Source organism: Streptomyces sp. NPDC033845 (assembly GCF_055576225.1).
Window position 1 is genome coordinate 1 of the sequence record NZ_JBVIRI010000020.1, and the last position, 17,294, is coordinate 17,294.

The window sequence follows — 17,294 nt, forward strand, 5'->3', positions numbered from 1 at the left end:
GGTTTTTCCCCCCCCCACTATTCTCCCCCCCCCCCCCGCCCCGCCCCCCCGCCCCCCCCCGCCCCCGCGCCCCCGCCCCCCCCCCCCCGCCGGGGGGGGGGGGCGGGGGGGGGCCCCCCCCCCCCCCCCCCCGCCGCCGGTGGGAAGCCGCCGCACGGGGTGCCGTGCGGGCGCGGGGCGGGGAGGGGGTTATGCCTCCTCCACGGCCACGAAGCGCAGTTCGGAGGTGAAGCCGCGGCCCTCCTCGTCGGTCAGCCAGACCTGTTCGGGGTTCGGCAGCATCTCGGTGAACACGGCCCGGCCGGCCGGGTCCTTGCGGGCCATCCGGCGGACCGCCTTGGCGAGGATGTTGACGTAGACCGGGCTGTCGAAGTCCACGTAGAAGGGGCGGGTCTCGGTGGGCAGGACGGTGAACACGAAGCGCGGCAGCCCGTGCCGCTCCCGCCAGCGGCGGGCCCGGACGAACCTGCGGGCCTCGTCCTTCTCCTCGGCGAAGCCGAGGTCCCCGGCGGGCAGCCGCCAGGTCTCGCGGGCGACGACGAGCCGGTCCACGGTGACCCGGGGGGAGTGCTCCGCCTCCTCCGGCAGGATCTGGAACAGGTCCATCGCCAGGGTGGTCAGGACGTGCGAGAACACGTCCACGGCGGGGAACTCGGCCCCGTCGGGCAGGACCACCCGCAGTTCGCCGTCCCGTTCGGTGACGGTGACGTCGGCGCTCAGGACGGTCCGGGGCCGGCCGGGGTCGGCGGTGAAGTCGACCAGGGCCACGTAGTAGTCCTCGGGCCGGACCAGGGTGTGCCGGATCCGGGCGGAGAGCCGGGAGCGGTGCTCCTTGGGCAGCAGCGGCAGCAGCCGGGGTCCGGGGTGGTCGCGGGAGGTCAGGGCGAGGAGTTCGGCGGGGTCGGGGTGCTGGTTGACGAACAGCGAGGCGCCGAGCGTGTTGGCGGCCATGTGGAGCTCGCCGAGGACGAGTTCGAACTCCCCGCGGGCGATGGCCTCGGTGCCGGTCGCCGCGATCATGATGTCGGGGCTGAGATAGCGGGCGGCGGTCCAGCCGGTGCCGGAGGTCCCGCCGAACTGCTCGGCGACCGGCCCGGCGATGTCGTCGAGGGTCAGCCGCAGGTGCCGTACGTCCGGCGGGGCCGCCAGGACGGTGTCCCAGCGCCGACGGAACTCCCGCTGGAGGGCGGCGGTCTCCTCCCGGGCCGCCCCGTGCAGGATCGGCATGCAGGCGAACCAGAACGCGGCCAGGTCCACCGGGCCGTCGGCGGCGAGCCGGGCGTGCACCTCCCCGGCGCGGGCCATCACGGCCTCGGCCAGCCGTGCGGTCAGCCAGTCCGCGCTGGTCAGCAGCGGGTCCAGGGGGGCCAGGGCGGTGTGCACGGCCCGGCCGAGGGTGGCGGTGGCGGCCCGCCGGGTGTCGGAGTACACCAGGGCCCGGCAGGGGGCGGTGCCGGCCGACTTCTCGCGGACGGCGGCGGTCTCGGTGAGGGCGGTGAACTCCGCCTCCAGGGCGGTCAGGGCGGCCAGCAGGCCGTCGGCTCCGTCGGCGGCGGCCACCGCGTCCCGGCCGCGTTCCAGCGCGTCCAGCGCGGCCAGTCCGGGCCGTCGGAGCGCGGGGTCGCCGATCCGGTCGAGCCAGGCCCGCAGAAAGCGTTCCGGGCGGGCGTCGGCCGGGATCTCCAGCTTCCACACCACCCAGCGGCGGGCCACCAGGTCGGCCAGCACGGCGGGCACGTCGGTGCCGGGCAGCGCGGCCCGGATCTCCCGGGCGGTCCGGGTGCCGTCGCACAGGGCGAGCACGGCCGCGGGCTCCGGGTCGAGGGCGGCGGCCGGCCGGCCGGGCACGGTCACCTCGGTGCCGGCCAGCCGGACGAACGGCACCCGGCGGGGCGCCACCCAGTCGAGCAGGGCCGGTTCGGCCCCGATGACGGAGGCCAGGGCGTCGACGGCCCATGAGGCGAAGTACACCTCGGAGGCGGCGATCAGCCCGCCTCCGCCGGGGTCCACGGTCACCCCCTCGGTGTCCAGGTCCCAGCGGCCCCAGCCGACCGGGCCGAAGAAGCCGATGGTGTCGTTCTTGACGCAGAACCGCTGCCAGTAGTGGGCGACCAGCTCCTCGCGCTGCCGGGGCATGCTGGTCCGGCCGGCCGCGCTGGGCGTCCAGTTCAGGAACGGGGTGATGCCGGAGGCGAGCACCGGGCGGTTCTGCCAGGCCACCGCCTCCCGGAAGGCCGGGGTGCGGGCGATGTCCTGGAGGGCGTGCGCGGTCTCCACGGCCGCCTCGGCGAACAGTGCGGCGAAGTCGCCCCAGCCGCTGTCCGCCGGGTCGCCGCCCTTGCCGAGCGGGTCCTCGGGGCCGAACTTGTCGGCGGCCGCGGCCAGCCCGTCGGGGGCCAGCCGCAGCACCCCGGAGGCCGGGAACCCGGCGCCGCGCAGGGCGAACTGGTCCCAGAGCCGGCGGCCCCCGCCGGGCAGCCGGGGCGCGGGCCCGGTGCCGCTGTCGGTATCGGTGTCGATCATGGTGGGCCGCCCTCACACCTGGACGAGGTCGGACTCGACGACGGAGGCCAGGTCCGCGGGCGAGGGGTAGGCGAAGACCAGCGCCACCGGCACCTCCGCGCCGAGGACCTCCTCCAGCCGGGCGGTGATCCGGAAGGCGCTCAGGGAGTCGCCGCCCCACTCGTAGAAGTCGCTCTGCTCGTCGAGTTCGGCGACCCCGAGGGTCTCCCGGTAGACCTCCACCACCAGGTCGGTGAGGGCGGTTCCGGTGGGCAGGGCGGCGGTGTTCGCGGTCATGAGGGGTCCTCCGTCGGGATGCGGTCGGGCTGGATGCGGGCGTTGTGAGAACGCGCGTTCCGGGTACGGTCGGTGAGGGCGGCGGTCAGGGCCGCGCCGGTGTTGCCGCCGGAGACGACGGCGACGGCCCGGCCGGCGTCGCGGTCGGCGCGCAGGGCGCCGGCCAGTGCGACGGCGCCGCTGGGTTCGGCCTCGATGCCCCGGCGGCGCAGCAGCGCGACGGCGGCGAGGATCTCGGCGTCGGACACGGAGACCAGGTCGTCGACCCGGTCCCGGATGATCGGATAGGTGACGGCCCCGGGCTGCTGGCCGCGCAGCCCGTCGGCGACGGTGTCGCCGGGCGCCAGCCGGACCGGCCGGCCGGCGGCCAGCGAGCGGGCGTACCGGTCGGTGCCGGCGGGTTCCACCCCGACCACCCGGACCGGGAGGTCGCGGACGGCCAGGCAGATCCCGGCGAGCAGTCCGCCGCCGCCGGCCGGGACGTAGACGGTACGGGTGTCGGGGGCGTCGGCGAGGATCTCCAGGCCGACGGTGCCCTGGCCGGCGACCACCAGGGGGTGGTCGGAGGAGGGGACCAGCAGGGCGCCGGTCCGGGCGGCGAGCTCCCGGGCGGTGGAGTCCCGTTCGGCGACCCCGCCGGGGACGCCGACGGTCCGTCCGCCGAGCGCCCGGATCAGGGCGGTCTTGGCGGGGCTGGCGCCGTCGGCGAGGACCACGGTGACCCGGACGCCCAGCGGGACGGCCAGCCGGGCCAGCGCGATCCCGTGGTTCCCGGAGGAACCGGCGACGATCTCCCGGGCGCCCAGCGCGAGCACCGCGTTGACGGCGCCGCGCATCTTGAACGAGCCGCTGTACTGCAGGTGTTCGGCCTTCAGCAGCAGCCCCCAGCCATTCCGCCGGCGCCCGGGGGCGGGCAGTCCGGGCAGCAGCGGGGTGTGCCGGACGTGTCCGGCGATCCGTTCGGCGGCCGCGGCCACGTCGGCGGGGCCGAGCGGCCGCTCCGGCGGGAGCTCCGCCAGGGCGGCGTCCAGGGCCGCGTCCAGGGCGGTCCGGTCGAGTGCGGTCGGGTCCAGTGCGGTCGGGTCGAGGTCCGCCGGGTCCAGGTCCGGGCCGGGCGCGGTGGGGGCGGTGGTCACGGCCGGCCTCCCGTCCCGGCGAGGGCCCGGCGGTCCGCCTTGCCGCCGCGGGTGGTGGGCAGCCGGTCCAGCCGGACGAACCGGCGCGGCATCAGATGCGGCGGCAGGGTGCCGGCCAGATGGGTGCGCAGCGCCGGATCGCCGGTGTCCGCCAGGTCCCCGGTGACATGGGCGACCAGGTACACCCGGCCCTGCCCGTCGGTGTCGGAGGTGACCACGGCCCCGGTGACCGCGGGATGCGCCAGCAGCGCCCCTTCGACCTCGGCCGGGTCCACCCGGTAGCCGCGGATCTTGACCTGGCGGTCGCCGCGGCCCAGGTATTCGAGCCCGTCCGGGCCGCTGCGGGCCAGGTCCCCGGTCCGGTAGAGCCGGCTGCCGGGCGGGCCGTAGGGGTCCGGTACGAACCGTTCGGCGGTCCGGGCGGGCAGCCCGCGGTAGCCGCGGGCCACCCCGGCCCCGCCGATGTACACCTCGCCGGTCTCCCCGTCGGCGACCGGCCGCAGGCCCGCGTCCAGCAGCCGGACCAGCACCCCGTCGATGGGGGTCCCGACCAGGTCGGCCGCGATGTCGGGGTCCGCCGGGACGCTGTGCCGGGTGGAGGTCATCGTGCACTCGGTCGGCCCGTACTGGTTGACCAGGCGGCCGCCCAGCAGGGCCCGGCCGCCCGCCGACAGGAAGGGCCGCAGGGACTCCCCGCTGGACACCACCAGGGTGATCCCGGCGAGCAGTCCGGCCGGATCCGGCTGCCCGGCCAGGAAGGACAGGAAGGAGGGGGTGACGCTCAGCAGGGTGTTCACCCCGTGGGCGCGCACCACGGCCCCGAACTCCTCGGGCCGCAGCAGGGCCGAGCGCGGTGCCAGGACCAGCCGGCCGCCCGCCAGCAGCGGGGCGTAGGTGTCCCGCAGGGAGGCGTCGTAGCCGGGCGGGGCGACCTGGAGGGCCACCGTGTCCGGGCCCAGGGCGTAGTCCCGGGCCACGAACCGCAGGTAGTTGTCCAGGCCCCGGTGCTCGACCAGGACGGCGCTGGGTTCCCCGGTGCTGCCGGAGGTGTGGCTGACGTAGGCGAGCTGCCGTTCGTGCCGGGGGCCGTACGCCGCCGCCGGCCGGCGGCCGGGGTCCGTCCCGGCCGGGCGGTCCAGCAGCACCGGCGGCCCGGGGATGCCGAGCGCGGCCGTCCGGCCGGCCAGGGCCGAGGTGGTGAGCAGCAGGTCCGCGCCACCGCTGCGGACCAGGGCGGCCAGCCGGGCGGGCGGCTGCTCCACGTCCAGGCCGAGGAAGGCGGCGCCGGAGCGGACCACGGCCGCCAGGGCCGCCACCGAGTCGGCGCCGCGTTCCACGGCCACCGCGCACACGGTCTCCGGGCCGGCCCCGGCGGCCCGCAGCAGGGCCGCCGTCTCCTCGATGCGGGCGGCGAGCGCGCCGTAGCCGATGTCTCCGTCCGGGGTGGTCAGGGCGGTCCGTCCGGGGTGCCGGGCGGCGTGCTCCAGGATGTCGTCGACGAAGGTCCGCATCACCGCGCACCGCCCCCGGGGCCGGCGCCCTCCACGGCGGTCTGGTCGACGGCGACGAACCGGAGCTCCGAGGTGAAGGTGGAGCCCTCGTCGTCGGTGAGCCAGGCCTGCTCGGGGGTGGGCAGCATCTCGCTGAACTTCAGCCGGGCCGCGGGGTCCTTGCGGGCCAGCCGGCGGGCCGCCTTGGCGAGGATGGTGACATAGACCGGGCTGTCGAAGTCCACGTAGAACGGCCGGGGTTCGGTGGGGGAGACCACGAACACGTAGCGGGGGAGTTCCCGGCCGGTCTGCCAGTGCCGGGCCCGGACGTACCGCTTGGCCTCGGACTTCTCCTCGGCGAAGGCGAGTTCGGTGACCGGCACCGACCAGGTCTCGCGGGCCACGATCATCTTGTCGATGGTGATCCGCGGGGTGTGCTCGCCCTCCGGGCGCAGGGTGAAGCGGTCCATCACCCGCTGGGTCAGCGTGTTGGCGTAGACGTCGAGGAGGTCGAACGCGGCACCGTCCGGCAGGACCGCGGTCAGCCGGCCTTCCCGGTCCTCGACGCGTACGTCGGCGCCGAGCAGGGTCCGCGGGCGGTGCGGGTCGCCGGTGTCGTCGATCACCGCGACGTAGTAGTCCTCGTCCCGGTCCAGCGAGGGCCGGCTGCGGGTGGACCACTTCAGCGGGAGCTCCTTGGGGAGCTGCGGCAGCAGCCGCGGCCCGGGGAAGTCCCGGTCCACCTCGGCGATCAGCTGGTCCCGGTCGGGGTGCTGGTGGACGAAGAGGGAGGCGCCCATGGTGTTCAGCGCCGAGTGCATCTCGCCGAGCACCAGTTCGAACTCACCGCGCTCCACGGCGGCCCGGTCCTCGGCCAGGACCAGGACGTCCGGGCTGAAGTAGCGGGCCAGCGACCAGCCGGCACCGGGCTCCTCGAAGGCCTCCCGGACCCGGTCGGCGATCTCGGCCGAACTGCGGCGGACCCGGCGCGCGCCCTCCGGGACGGCCAGGATCTCCGCCCACTTGGCCCGCAGTTCGTCCTGGACGGCGTCGATGATCGCGCCGGCCCGCGGGTGCGGGGACGGCAGGGTGGCCATCCACAGGGAGCCCAGGTCCACCGGGCCGGCCGCGGCGAGCTTCCCGTACGCCTCCCGGATCCCGGCCCGGATGCCCTCGGCCACCCGGTTGGTCATCCAGCGGGCCGCGGTCAGGCACTGGGCGAGCGGGGCCAGTTCCTCGTGGAGGACGGTCCCCAGGGTGGCGGTGGCGGCCCGGCGGGCGTCGGAGTAGACCAGACCGCGGCAGGGCGCGGTGCGGGAGCCCTTGGAGCGCTGGGCGTCGGTGGCGGTGAGCGCGGCGAACTCGGCCTCCAGGGCGCCGATCGCGGCGGTCAGCGCCTCGGCGTCCTGGCCGGCCGCCTGCACCGCGTCACGGCCCCGGACCAGCACGTCCAGCTTCTCCAGGGCGGGCTCCCGGACGGCCGGATCGCCGATCCGCTCCAGGATCACCCGCAGTTCGCGGTCGGGGTGGGTGGCGGAGGGCACGTCCAGGCGCCAGTGCGCCCAGCGCTTGCCGACCAGGGTCCGGACCGCGTCCTCGGTCTCCTGCACGGAGAGGGCGGCGGCCTCGGCGATCCCGGCGACCGTACGGACGCCGTCGCAGAGCTCCAGGACGGTCCGGGCGGTGGCGCCGATCTCCTGCGGGGGCCGGCCCGGCATCCGTACGGTGCCGTCGGTGACCCGGACGAAGGACACCCGGCGCGGCGGGATCCAGGCCATCAGGGCCGGGTCGGCGCCCAGGGTCCTGGCGAGGGCGTCGATGGCCCAGGAGGCGAAGTAGACGCGGGAGTCGGCGAGGAATCCGGTGCCGGGCGGGCCCGGGTCCACCTCGATGCCCCGGGTCGCCAGGTCCCAGCGGCCCCAGCCGACCGGGCCGAAGAAGCCGATGGTGTCGTTCTTGACGCAGAACCGCTGCCAGTAGTGGGCGACCAGCTCCTCGCGCTGCCGGGGCATGCTCGTCCGGCTCGCGGCGGTCGGCGTCCAGTTCAGGAACGGGGCGATGCCGGTGCGCAGCACGGCCGGGTTCTGCCAGGCCACGGCGGCCCGGAAGCGCGGCGAGCCGGCGATCTCCTGGAGCAGCCCGGCGGTGCGGACCGCCCCGGTGTCGAAGGTGTCGAGGAAGGCCTCCCACTCGGGCCCGGCCAGGGTGTCGCCGGGTCCGAACTTGTCGGCGGCGGGCGCCAGTCCGGGCGGGGCCATCCGGAGAACCCCCTCGGCCGGGAAGCCGGGGCCGCGGAGGGCGAAGTGCTCCCACAGCCGCCACCCCCCGGTGGGGAGATGCACGCTCTCCGGACTGTGCGGCGTATCCGGGATCTCCGGCATCTCCGGCTGCTCCGGCTGCTCCGACATGACGAACTCCTTCCAGGCTGGCTGCCCCGAACACTGCCGGTGGACGGCACCCCGCTGACAGGGAAGGAGCGGCAGCGTCTTCCGCCGGTGCTGCTGCGCGTTTGTCCCTATGGGCCGGCGGGGGCGCCGGGCACGCTGGCCCCGGCGACCGAAGCCAAGAGGAGGAGCGGACACGATGAGTGCCAACAGCGTGAGCGGCGGGACCGGTTACCGGGTCGTGCGCAACGAGGAGGAGCAGTACTCGGTCTGGCGGCTGGACCGGGAGCTGCCGGCCGGCTGGGAGGCCGAGGGCACCGAGGGGGGCCGGCAGGAGTGCCTGGACCACATCGGGCGGGTGTGGACGGACATGCGGCCCCGGAGCCTGCGGGAGCGGATGGCCGGGTCTGCGCACTGAGCGCACCGCCGCCCCGGAGGACGGCAGCGGGGCCGGGAACGGCAGCGGGGCCGGACCCTTGTCCAGGGTCCGGCCCCGCCCCCCCCGTGCGGGGAGGCGACGGGAGCCCGCCGGGTGGTCAGGTCCGGCGGTCGGTGCGGGCGCTACGGGTTGGTCACGCCCAGGGTGTAGGCCCCGGAGCCGCTGTAGGCGTGGACCACGTAGCGGTAGTAGCCGGCGGTGCCGTTGTAGCTGATGTCCTCGTCGGCGTCCTCGTCACCGGAGACCGCGACGTCGGTCCAGCCGTAGCCGTTCCACTTCTGCAGGTAGAGGTCGAAGTCCGTGCCGGCCGGGCCGCGCAGGCAGCCGGTGTGCCGGCCGGAGACCGTCGAGTAGTAGTAGGAGCCGTCGGGCTGGACTCCGGTCTGGCCGGAGGCCAGGGTGCCCCGGTAGGTGAACTCCGAGCCCGCGCAGCCGGTGGGCGGGGTGCCGGTGCCCACGGTCAGGTTGTAGGTGACGGTGTGGGTGGCGGTCCCGGTCCCGGTGACGGTGATCGGATAGGTGGCCTGCGCGGTGCCGGCGGCGACCGCGACGGTCATGGTGGCGGAGCTCCCGGAGGTCACCGAGGAGGGGCTGAAGCTGACGGTCACCCCGCTCGGCTGGCCGCTCGCGGACAGCTGGACGGTCTGGGCGTTGCCGCCGACGGTGGTCGTGGACACCGTGCTGGTCACCGAGTTGCCGGGCTGCACCGAGCCGGTGGCCGGGTTCAGGGCCAGCGAGAAGTCCGGGGTGGTGGAGCCGCCGCAGTCGGTCTCACCGGACTGCGCGGGGACCCGGATCGCGTCCCAGGCGGCCTTCACCGCCAGGCACTCGGCGCTGCCGTAGGTGTTCTTGGCGCTGGTCAGCGTCGCCTTGCGGGCGGCCAGGTGGTTCCAGGAGGAGGTCTTGGCGAGCAGCGCCCCCATGAAGATCTTGCCGGCCTTCTGGATGCCGATCCCGGTCACCGAGGAGGGACCGCCGGAGCATATGGGGCTGGCGGGCTTGCCGCCGCCGGGGTTGGAGCCCTCGGCGAGCAGGTAGAACCAGTGGTTCTGCGGGCCGGCCGCGGCGTGCACCTCGGTGCCGCTGGTCAGCTGGTTGTAGCAGTTGGGGTCGCCGCTGTGCAGCGAGGGGTTGTACATGTAGCGGATCGGCTTGCCGTCGCCGGTGAAGTTCAGCTTCTCGCCGACGGTGTAGTCCGGGGTGTCGTTGGGGTTGTTCGCGAAGTGCTCGGTGAGCGCCCCGAAGATGTCGCCGGTGGACTCGTTCATGCCCCCGTTCTCGTTGCTGCCGCCGGCGCTGCCCGGGGTCTTGTCGAAGATCTCGTGGCCGTACTCGTGGGCGACCACGTCGATGCCGGTCAGCTGGTTGGTGCCGTTCTGGTTCCGGCCGTAGGTGGTCTTCTGGCCGTCGTAGTAGGCGTTGACCTCGCTGAGCCCGGCCCGGGCCGGGACCATCCCGCCCTGCCCGTTGATCCCGTTGTAGCCGAGCCACTGCTTGAGCATGTCGGACTCGCGCTGGGCCGCGTACATGATGTCCACGCAGGCGGTGACCAGGTCGTTTGCGGTCCCGTTGCCCCAGGGGGAGGAGCCGGTGTACGCGCTGCCGTTCTGGCCGCCGCAGCGGAAGCCGGAGCGGTTCGGGTCGGTCATCGAGGAGGCGGCGGTGTCGATGGTGACGTTGCCGTTGTGGTAGCCGCGGCCGTCGGCGTGCCGGACCTTGTCGGTGGCCTGGACGATCGCGCCGGTACGGGCGTCGACGTAGGTGTCCAGGGCGCTGGGTAGGTTCTTCGCGGTCCGGCCGATCACGTCGGTGTGCCAGGTCAGCAGCGGCTTGCCGTCCTTGAGGAGCACCTTCAGCTCGGGGGCGGCGGCGCTCTCCACGGAGGCCAGCTGCTTGCGGGCCGTCTTCTCGGCCGCGGCGGCGGTCACCGCGGCCCGGGTGCCGATCCGGATCCGGGGGGCGGGTGCGGCGGTGACCTCGCGGACCTTGCCCGCGCTGTCGGAGAGCACGACCGCGTCCCCGCCGACCACCGGGAGGCCCCGGTAGGTCCGCTGGTAGGCGGCGTAGTACAGGCCGTTCGACCACGGGGTGACCGTGGTGCGGACCAGTTCCTCGTCGGTGCCGTGGGTGAGCCCGTCGAGTCCGCTGCTCGCGGCCTGGTCGGCGGCCGCGAGGGCCATGGCCTTGCCGCGCTCGGGGGGTGCGGGCTGCGGCGAGGGCGCCGCGGCGGAGGCGGTGCCGGCGACGGCGCCGGCCAGGCTCGCGGTGAGCGCGAGGGCCGCCACGGCCGCGGTCATTCGGGTGCGCTGCAACGTCTGCTCCGTTCGTGGTGGGGGGAGACGGTGGAACGCGCCGAGTATGGGCGTGGACATGACCGGCGGGGGACATCCCTGACGTCATAAGACGCGGGTTATGGTGCGCCGCCCGCACCTCTCGTACGCTGCCGAAATGCAGCTGGAGTTGAGACATCTAGAGGCCGTCTGCCGGATCGCGGAAGCCGGGAGTCTCGGCCGCGCGGCGGGCCGCCTGGGGGTGTCCCAGCCCGCCCTGTCCGCCCAGCTCCGCAGGATCGAGCAGGTCGCCGGCGGGGAACTCTTCGTCCGCGGCCGGCACGGTGTCGACCCCACCCCGCTCGGCCGGTTCGTGCTCTCCACGGCCCGCCGGGTGCTGGGCGAGATGGACGCCCTCGCCGCCGGCGCCCGCACCGCCGCCACCCACAGCCCGCTCCGCCTCGGCTGCATCCTGCTCGTCCTGATCGACGGACTCCTCGAACGCCTCGACCAGGTCGTCGCCGGACGCGAGGTCGCCCTGGAGGTGGAGCACTCGGTGACCGCCCTCACCCGGCTCCTCGGCTCCGGCCACTACGACGTGATCGCGTACGGGGAGGTCAACGACCACGAGGTCCCGCTCCCCGAGGGCACCACCGCGCGCACCGTGATCCCCAAGGAACCCTTCTGCGTCCGGCTGTCCGCCGGGCACCCGCTCGCCGCCCGCTCCCGGATCGACCTCGCCGACCTCGCGGGGGAGTCCTGGATGGCCCTCGCGGAGGACGACGACGGCGGCCCCGAGGCCCTGGTCGCCGCCTGCGCCCGGGCCGGCTTCAGCCCCGCCCTCCGCTACCGGATCACCGACCGCACCATGGGGTACGGACTGATCGCCGCCGGCCGCGCGGTCTCGATGAGCCAGCCCACCGCGCCGCCCGCGCCCGGCACCGTACTGCGCCCGCTGACCGGGGACCCGGTGACCGGCCGGATCCGGCTGGCCTGGAACCGCTCCGCGGTCTCCGCCGCGCAGGCCGGACTGCTCTTCGAGGCGACGGCCCGCGCCTATCTGGCCAACCTGGACAACAACCCCTTCCACCGGGCCTGGTGGGACGCCCGCCCGGAACTCCACCCCGTCCTGGACTGACCCGGACCGTCCCGGACCGACCCGGGACGGGCGGTGTTGACCGGGGCCGGGCGGTGTTGACCCGGGCCGGGCGGTGTTGACCTGGGCCGGGCGGGTTGGCCCGGGCCGGGGCGGGCTTGACCTGGGCCGGTTCCGGAGGGCTTCGCCGGCTGTACGACCGCGCGTCACACAAGCACCCCCGGCCGGCCCCCCTCGGAGGCTCTCCTGGGGGCGCCCCTCCACCCGGCCCCCTCACCCCCCGAGGTCCTCACCCATGGCTGAAGTCAACCGTCGACGGTTCCTCCAGATGGCCGGCGGCACCGCCGCCATCGCCATGCTGAACGACAGCATCGCCCGCGCCGCCGCCATCCCCGCCCAGGGCGCCACCGGCACCCTCCAGGACATCGAGCACATCGTCGTCCTGATGCAGGAGAACCGTTCCTTCGACCACTACTTCGGCACGATGAAGGGCGTCCGCGGCTTCGGTGACCCGCGCCCCGTGCTCCAGGACAACGGCAAGACCGTCTTCCAGCAGTCCAACGGGACCAAGGACGTCCTGCCGTTCCACCCCACCGCACCCGACCTCGGCATGCAGTTCCTGGAAGGCCTCAACCACGACTGGGCCGGCGGCCACCAGGCCTACAACAACGGCAAGTACGACAAGTGGGTGCCCGCCAAGACGGCCAACACCATGGCCTACATGAACCGCCAGGACATGCCGTTCCACTTCGCGCTGGCCGACGCGTTCACCGTCTGCGACGCCTACCACTGCTCCTTCATCGGGGCCACCGACCCCAACCGCTACTACATGTGGACCGGCCACACCGGCAACGACGGCACCGGCGGCGGCCCGGTCCTCGGCAACCAGGAACTCGGCTACGGCTGGAAGACCTACCCCGAGCGCCTGGAGGCGGCCGGAATCTCCTGGAAGGTCTACCAGGACATCGGCGACGGCCTGAACGCCGCCGGCCACTGGGGCTGGATCAGCGACGCCTTCCGCGGCAACTACGGGGACAACTCCCTCCTCTACTTCAACTCCTTCCGCAACGCCCAGCCCGGCAGCCCCCTCTACGAGAAGGCCCGCACCGGCACCAACGCGGCCGCCGGCGAGGGCCTCTTCGACCGGCTGCGCGCGGACGTCACCGCCGGCACCCTCCCCAAGGTGTCCTGGATCGCCGCCCCCGAGGCCTTCAGCGAGCACGCCAACTGGCCGGTCAACTTCGGCGCCTGGTACATCTCCCAGGTCCTGGACGCCCTGACCACCAACCCCGACGTCTGGGCCAGGACCGCCTTCTTCATCACCTACGACGAGAACGACGGCTTCTTCGACCACGTCGTCCCGCCCTACCCGCCCACCTCCGCCGCCTGGGGCCGGTCCACCGCCGACGTCACCCGCGACCTCTACGCGGGCGGCGGCGGATACGCGGCCGGACCGTACGGCCTGGGCCCGCGCGTCCCGATGATCGTCGTCTCCCCGTGGAGCAAGGGCGGCTTCGTCTGCTCCGAGACCTTCGACCACACCTCGATCATCCGCTTCATGGAGAAGCGCTTCGGAGTCCAGGAGCCCAACATCTCCCCCTGGCGGCGCGCCGTCTGCGGAGACCTCACCTCCGCCTTCGACTTCACCGCCGCGGACCCCGCCCCGGCCGCCCTCCCCTCCACCGCCGGCTACCTCCCGCCGGACCGCAACCGCCACCCCGACTACGTCCCCACCCCGCCCGCCACCGGCACCCTGCCCCGCCAGGAACCCGGCTCCAAGCCCTCCCGAGCGCTGGGCTACGCCCCGTACGTGGACGGCGCCCGCACCACCTCCACCGGCAAGTTCACCCTGAGCTTCGGCTCCGGCCCCGCCCTCGGCGCCCACTTCCACATCACCTCGGGCAACCGCACCGACGGCCCCTGGCCCTACACCGTCGAGGCGGGCAAGACCCTCTCCGACACCTGGAGCACCTCCGCCTCCACGGGCAACCAGATCAACCTGACCGTCTGGGGACCGAACGGCTTCCTGCGCGGCTTCCGCGGCCCGGCGAAGAAGGCCGGCCCCGAGGTCACCGCCCGCCATGACGCCACCACCGGCAACCTGCGCCTGACCCTGGCCAACGGCGGCACCACGGCGGTCAACCTCACCGTCACCAACACCTACGGGGGCACCCCGCAGACCCTGCGCGTCGCCGCCGGATCGACCACCACCCACACGGTCGACCTCCGCACCACCGGCCGCTGGTACGACGTCTCGGTGGTGTCCGACCTGGACACCACCTTCCTCCGCCGCTTCGCCGGCCACGTCGAGAACGGCACCCCCGGCATCTCCGACCCGGCCATCCGCACCACCTGAGGCACGTCCGCCCCTCGCCCGCGCCCGCGCCCTCGCCTGCGCCCGCGCCTGCGCCCGCGCCTGCGCCCGCGCATGCGCACGGGCCAGGGGCGGTGTGCGTGGGCGAACGGTGTGACGCCGACCCCACTGGGCAGTGTTCCCTCCGACCGTGCGCCACGTCTCGCGAGGGAGCCCCCATGGCCGCCACCACCCCCCACCGCCGCATCGGCACCGGCCCGACCCGGGTGATCGTCCTCCACGACTGGTTCGGCACCTCCGCCAACTGGGGTTCCGTCCTGGACTACTTCGACCCCGAGGCCTTCTCCTACGCCTTCCTCGACTACCGCGGCTACGGCGACCGCCGCGACGTCCCCGGCCGCTACACCCTCCCCGAGATCGCCGAGGACGTCCTGACCCTCGCCGACGAACTCGGCTGGGACTCCTTCTCCCTTATCGGCCACTCCATGGGCGGCAAGGCCATGCAGCAGGTCCTGGCCCGCGCCCCGCACCGGGTGGAGAAGCTGGTCGGCCTGGCCCCCGTCCCGGCCGGCCCCTACCCCATGGACGAGCCCACCCACGCCCTCTTCCACGGCGCCGCCGCCTCCCCGGAGAACCGCAGGATCATCCTCGACCTGGTCACCGGCCACCGCGCCGCCCCGCACTGGCTGGACCGGATGGTCGCCCACTCCCTGGAGGTGTCCCGCCCGGAGGCCTTCGCCGGCTACCTGGCGAGCTGGCAGCCCCTAGACCTCACCCCGGCCGTCAAGGGCAACCCGGTCCCGGTCCTCGTCCTGGTCGGCGAGTACGACCTGGCCCTGACCGCCGACCTGATGCACGCCACCTGGGCCGCCTGGTACCCCCACACCACCGTCCACACCCTCCCCGGCACCGGCCACTACCCCCCACAGGAATCCCCGGTCGCCCTCGTCACCACCACCGAATCCTTCCTCCGCCCCTGAACCAACGGCCAGGGCGACCCGCTCCGCGCGGGTCAGTTGGGGGTGGTGAGGCGGGTGGTGAGCCATTCGAGGGCGGGGCGGGTTTCGCGGTTCCAGGTCTCGTAGGTGTGGCCGCCCACCGGCAGGGTGATGGAGGAGACCCGGGCGGGGGCCTTCACCGAGCGGATGAACCGCTGGGTGTCGGGGTACTGGTGCTCGCCCTTGCGGCTGCTGGCGACCAGCAGGGAGACCGGGGGCTGGGGGAGGTGGTCCAGGCGCCACAGCAGGTCGTTCTCGCGGCGGTAGCGGTCGTCGCCGCCGAAGAGGTTGCCGGTGGTGGGGTCCTCGGCGGCCGCGTAGTTGGCGGAGAGGCCGGCGGCGGCGCGGTAGGAGCCGGGTTTGCGCAGGGCGAGCTTGAGGGCGCAGTAGCCGCCCACCGAGTTGCCCATGACCCCCCAGGCGCGCGGGTCGCGGGTGAGGCCGTAGTGGTGGGCGACGGCCTCGGGGAGGTCCTCGGCGAAGAAGGTCTCGGTCTGCGGGCCCCGCGGGATGTCGACGCACTCGGTGTCCCGGGGCGGTGCCACGGTCGGGGTGAGCATCACCAGGACGGTGGGGCGCATGGTGCCGGCCCGGACGGCGTCCACCGCGATCTGGGGGTACTTGAACAGGTCGATCAGGACCCGGGTGGTGCTGGGGTAGCCGCTGAGGGCCACCACCACCGGGAAGCGCCGGCGGTCGGCCGGGGAGGCCTTCAGATAGGCCGGGGGGAGGTGGACGTAGGCCTCGGTGGTGAGGTCGCTGCGGGTGCCCCGTACGGTGACCGCGTCGATCCGCCCGATCACGGCGGGGTCGGTGGTGCCCTGGTGGCGCCAGGAGTGGGTGCCGCGGACCCGGACCCCGTCGGAGCCGCCCCGGTCCTGGCCGGCCTCGCGGGAGAAGGCCAGCAGGTCGCCCCAGGAGGCGTAGAACCCGTAGTGGGAGTTCACCGCGAGGAGCAGTGGGAGGCCCATGGTGAGGGTGATCGCCAGTTGCAGGCCGATCCGGCCGAGCACCGGGCGCGCGCCGGAGCGGGACAGCCGGGGCCAGATCCGGACCGTGCCGGCCAGGACCGCGCAGGCGAGGAGGATCGAGAGGACCAGGATCAGCCGGGAGTCCAGGGCCACGGCTCAGCCGACCCGGCGATGCGTACCGGACGTACCCGATGTACCGGACGTACGCGACGGCGTGCGGGGCGCGCGGCGGGTTCGGGCGGGCCGGGCCGGGACGGGGTGGGCGGACGTCGGTGTCCGGGTATCGCTGCGCATCCCCTGATCCTGCCAGGCGTCCCGCCCGGCGGCCCCGGGGCACCCGGTGGCGGGGGTCCGGGCGGCGGACCGGAAAAGCCCGTGGGGGGTACGAGAGAGATCTCGTACCCCCCACGGGGACAGGGTGAGTGACGGGACTTGAACCCGCGGCCACCTGGACCACAACCAGGTGCTCTACCAGCTGAGCTACACCCACCACGAAGGGCGGCCAGCCGCCCGTCGTCGTGCACGCACAGCATAGCCGATCAGCGGAGTGGTCCTGTGCGTGCTGACGTGCCCCTGACGCCCGCCGCCCGCCCGCCGCCCAGTCGCCGCCCGGCCGGTACTAGGCCGTGGCGCGGGCGGTCGTGGCGCGGGTCACGGCGGCGGCGGCCAGGGCGTGGACCACCGGGTGCGGGCGGCTGCCGTCGCCGGCCAGTTCCGGCTGGAAGAGGGTGGCGAGGAAGAAGGGGTGCCCGGGCAGCTCGGCGATCCGGACCTGCCCGTTCTCGTCGTGGCCGGAGAGCCGTAGCCCGTGCTCGGCCAGGGTGGGCAGCCGGCGGGCGTCCGGCCCGTAGGTGCAGTGGTAGCGCTCGGTGGAGCGCTCGGCGCCCAGGACGCGTTCGGCGAGCGAGCCGGGCGCCATCCGGACCACGCCCTCGTGGCCGACCAGCGAGCAGGCCAGCGGGGCGATCAGCGGGTCCTCGGCGGCCGGGTCGTTCTCGGCGTGCGCGGCGCCGGTGAGCCCGCAGACGTTCCGGGCGTACTCCAGCAGCGCGTGCTGGAAGCCGCCGCAGGTGCCGAGGAAGGGGATGCCGTGCTCGCGGGCGGTCCGGACGGCGGCGAGCGCCCCGGCCTCGCTGGCGTACGGGCTGCCGGGCAGCACCCAGACGGCGTCGAACCGGGCCAGCGATCCGGAGGCGGCGGCCGCCTCGGCGTCGGCGGTGGGGATCCAGTACGCGTCGAGGACCAGTCCGTCGCGGGTGGCGAGGGAGTCGAGGAGGAGCGGGATCCGGGCGTGCGAGGTGACGTGCGGGGAACGGTCGCCGACCAGGGCGATCCGTGCGGTGGTGGGTGCGGTCGTGGTCGTGGTCGTCATGGGACCAGCGTCGGGGCGGGCGGTG

General features: G+C 74.6%; 12 protein-coding genes and 1 tRNA gene. 4 read left to right on the top strand and 9 right to left on the bottom strand.

All coding sequences use genetic code 11. The features are described 5' to 3' along the window. Positions 1-189: 189 nt before the first annotated feature. Genes ACZ50K_RS30520 through ACZ50K_RS30540 form a run of 5 tightly spaced genes read right to left on the bottom strand, consistent with a single transcriptional unit; the run spans position 190 to position 7,833 of the window. Complete coding sequence (locus ACZ50K_RS30520; protein WP_468908881.1) at positions 190-2,523, bottom strand: lantibiotic dehydratase; 2,334 nt, start codon at positions 2,521-2,523, stop codon at positions 190-192. 12 nt (positions 2,524-2,535) lie between these two features. Beyond that, positions 2,536-2,799: an acyl carrier protein gene (locus ACZ50K_RS30525; RefSeq protein WP_468908884.1), complete on the bottom strand. Its 264-nt coding sequence runs from the start codon at positions 2,797-2,799 to the stop codon at positions 2,536-2,538. Continuing rightward, the gene (locus tag ACZ50K_RS30530; protein ID WP_468908887.1) at positions 2,796-3,935 is read right to left on the bottom strand and encodes a threonine ammonia-lyase; all 1,140 of its coding nucleotides are present in this window, start codon (positions 3,933-3,935) and stop codon (positions 2,796-2,798) included. Before ACZ50K_RS30530 ends, ACZ50K_RS30525 begins: the two co-directional genes overlap by 4 nt. Next, positions 3,932-5,446: an amino acid adenylation domain-containing protein gene (locus ACZ50K_RS30535; RefSeq protein WP_468908890.1), complete on the bottom strand. Its 1,515-nt coding sequence runs from the start codon at positions 5,444-5,446 to the stop codon at positions 3,932-3,934. The genes ACZ50K_RS30530 and ACZ50K_RS30535 overlap by 4 nt, the downstream gene beginning before the upstream one ends. After that, a complete protein-coding gene (locus ACZ50K_RS30540) occupies positions 5,446-7,833 on the bottom strand; it encodes a lantibiotic dehydratase (protein WP_468908893.1) in 2,388 nt (795 codons plus the stop codon). The genes ACZ50K_RS30535 and ACZ50K_RS30540 overlap by 1 nt, the downstream gene beginning before the upstream one ends. A gap of 175 nt (positions 7,834-8,008) precedes the next feature. Between ACZ50K_RS30540 and ACZ50K_RS30545 the strand changes: the two genes are divergently transcribed. Further along, complete coding sequence (locus ACZ50K_RS30545; RefSeq protein WP_468908896.1) at positions 8,009-8,227, top strand: MbtH family protein; 219 nt, start codon at positions 8,009-8,011, stop codon at positions 8,225-8,227. 143 nt (positions 8,228-8,370) lie between these two features. On the opposite strand, the gene ACZ50K_RS30550 is transcribed toward ACZ50K_RS30545, so the two are convergent. Next, positions 8,371-10,560, bottom strand: a complete 2,190-nt coding sequence (locus ACZ50K_RS30550) for a M4 family metallopeptidase (protein WP_468908899.1) — start codon at positions 10,558-10,560, stop codon at positions 8,371-8,373. A gap of 136 nt (positions 10,561-10,696) precedes the next feature. Here ACZ50K_RS30550 and ACZ50K_RS30555 point away from each other — a divergent pair, with 136 nt between their 5' ends. The 3 genes from ACZ50K_RS30555 to ACZ50K_RS30565 all read left to right on the top strand — a co-directional run bounded on the left by ACZ50K_RS30555 (position 10,697) and on the right by ACZ50K_RS30565 (position 14,908). Further along, complete coding sequence (locus ACZ50K_RS30555) at positions 10,697-11,656, top strand: LysR family transcriptional regulator (protein WP_468908902.1); 960 nt, start codon at positions 10,697-10,699, stop codon at positions 11,654-11,656. Positions 11,657-11,909: 253 nt separating this feature from the next. Further along, positions 11,910-13,970: a phosphocholine-specific phospholipase C gene (locus ACZ50K_RS30560; RefSeq protein WP_468908905.1), complete on the top strand. Its 2,061-nt coding sequence runs from the start codon at positions 11,910-11,912 to the stop codon at positions 13,968-13,970. Positions 13,971-14,146: 176 nt separating this feature from the next. Beyond that, complete coding sequence (locus ACZ50K_RS30565) at positions 14,147-14,908, top strand: alpha/beta fold hydrolase (RefSeq protein ID WP_468908908.1); 762 nt, start codon at positions 14,147-14,149, stop codon at positions 14,906-14,908. Positions 14,909-14,940: 32 nt separating this feature from the next. Here the strand turns inward: ACZ50K_RS30565 and ACZ50K_RS30570 are convergent, their stop codons facing one another. From ACZ50K_RS30570 to ACZ50K_RS30580, 3 genes are all read right to left on the bottom strand, one after another. Beyond that, complete coding sequence (locus ACZ50K_RS30570) at positions 14,941-16,050, bottom strand: alpha/beta hydrolase (protein WP_468908911.1); 1,110 nt, start codon at positions 16,048-16,050, stop codon at positions 14,941-14,943. A gap of 264 nt (positions 16,051-16,314) precedes the next feature. Then, positions 16,315-16,387, bottom strand: a tRNA-His gene (locus tag ACZ50K_RS30575). Positions 16,388-16,516: 129 nt separating this feature from the next. After that, entirely contained in the window at positions 16,517-17,269 is a 753-nt protein-coding gene (locus ACZ50K_RS30580; protein WP_468908914.1) for a CTP synthase C-terminal region-related (seleno)protein, read from the bottom strand. Positions 17,270-17,294: the final 25 nt, after the last annotated feature.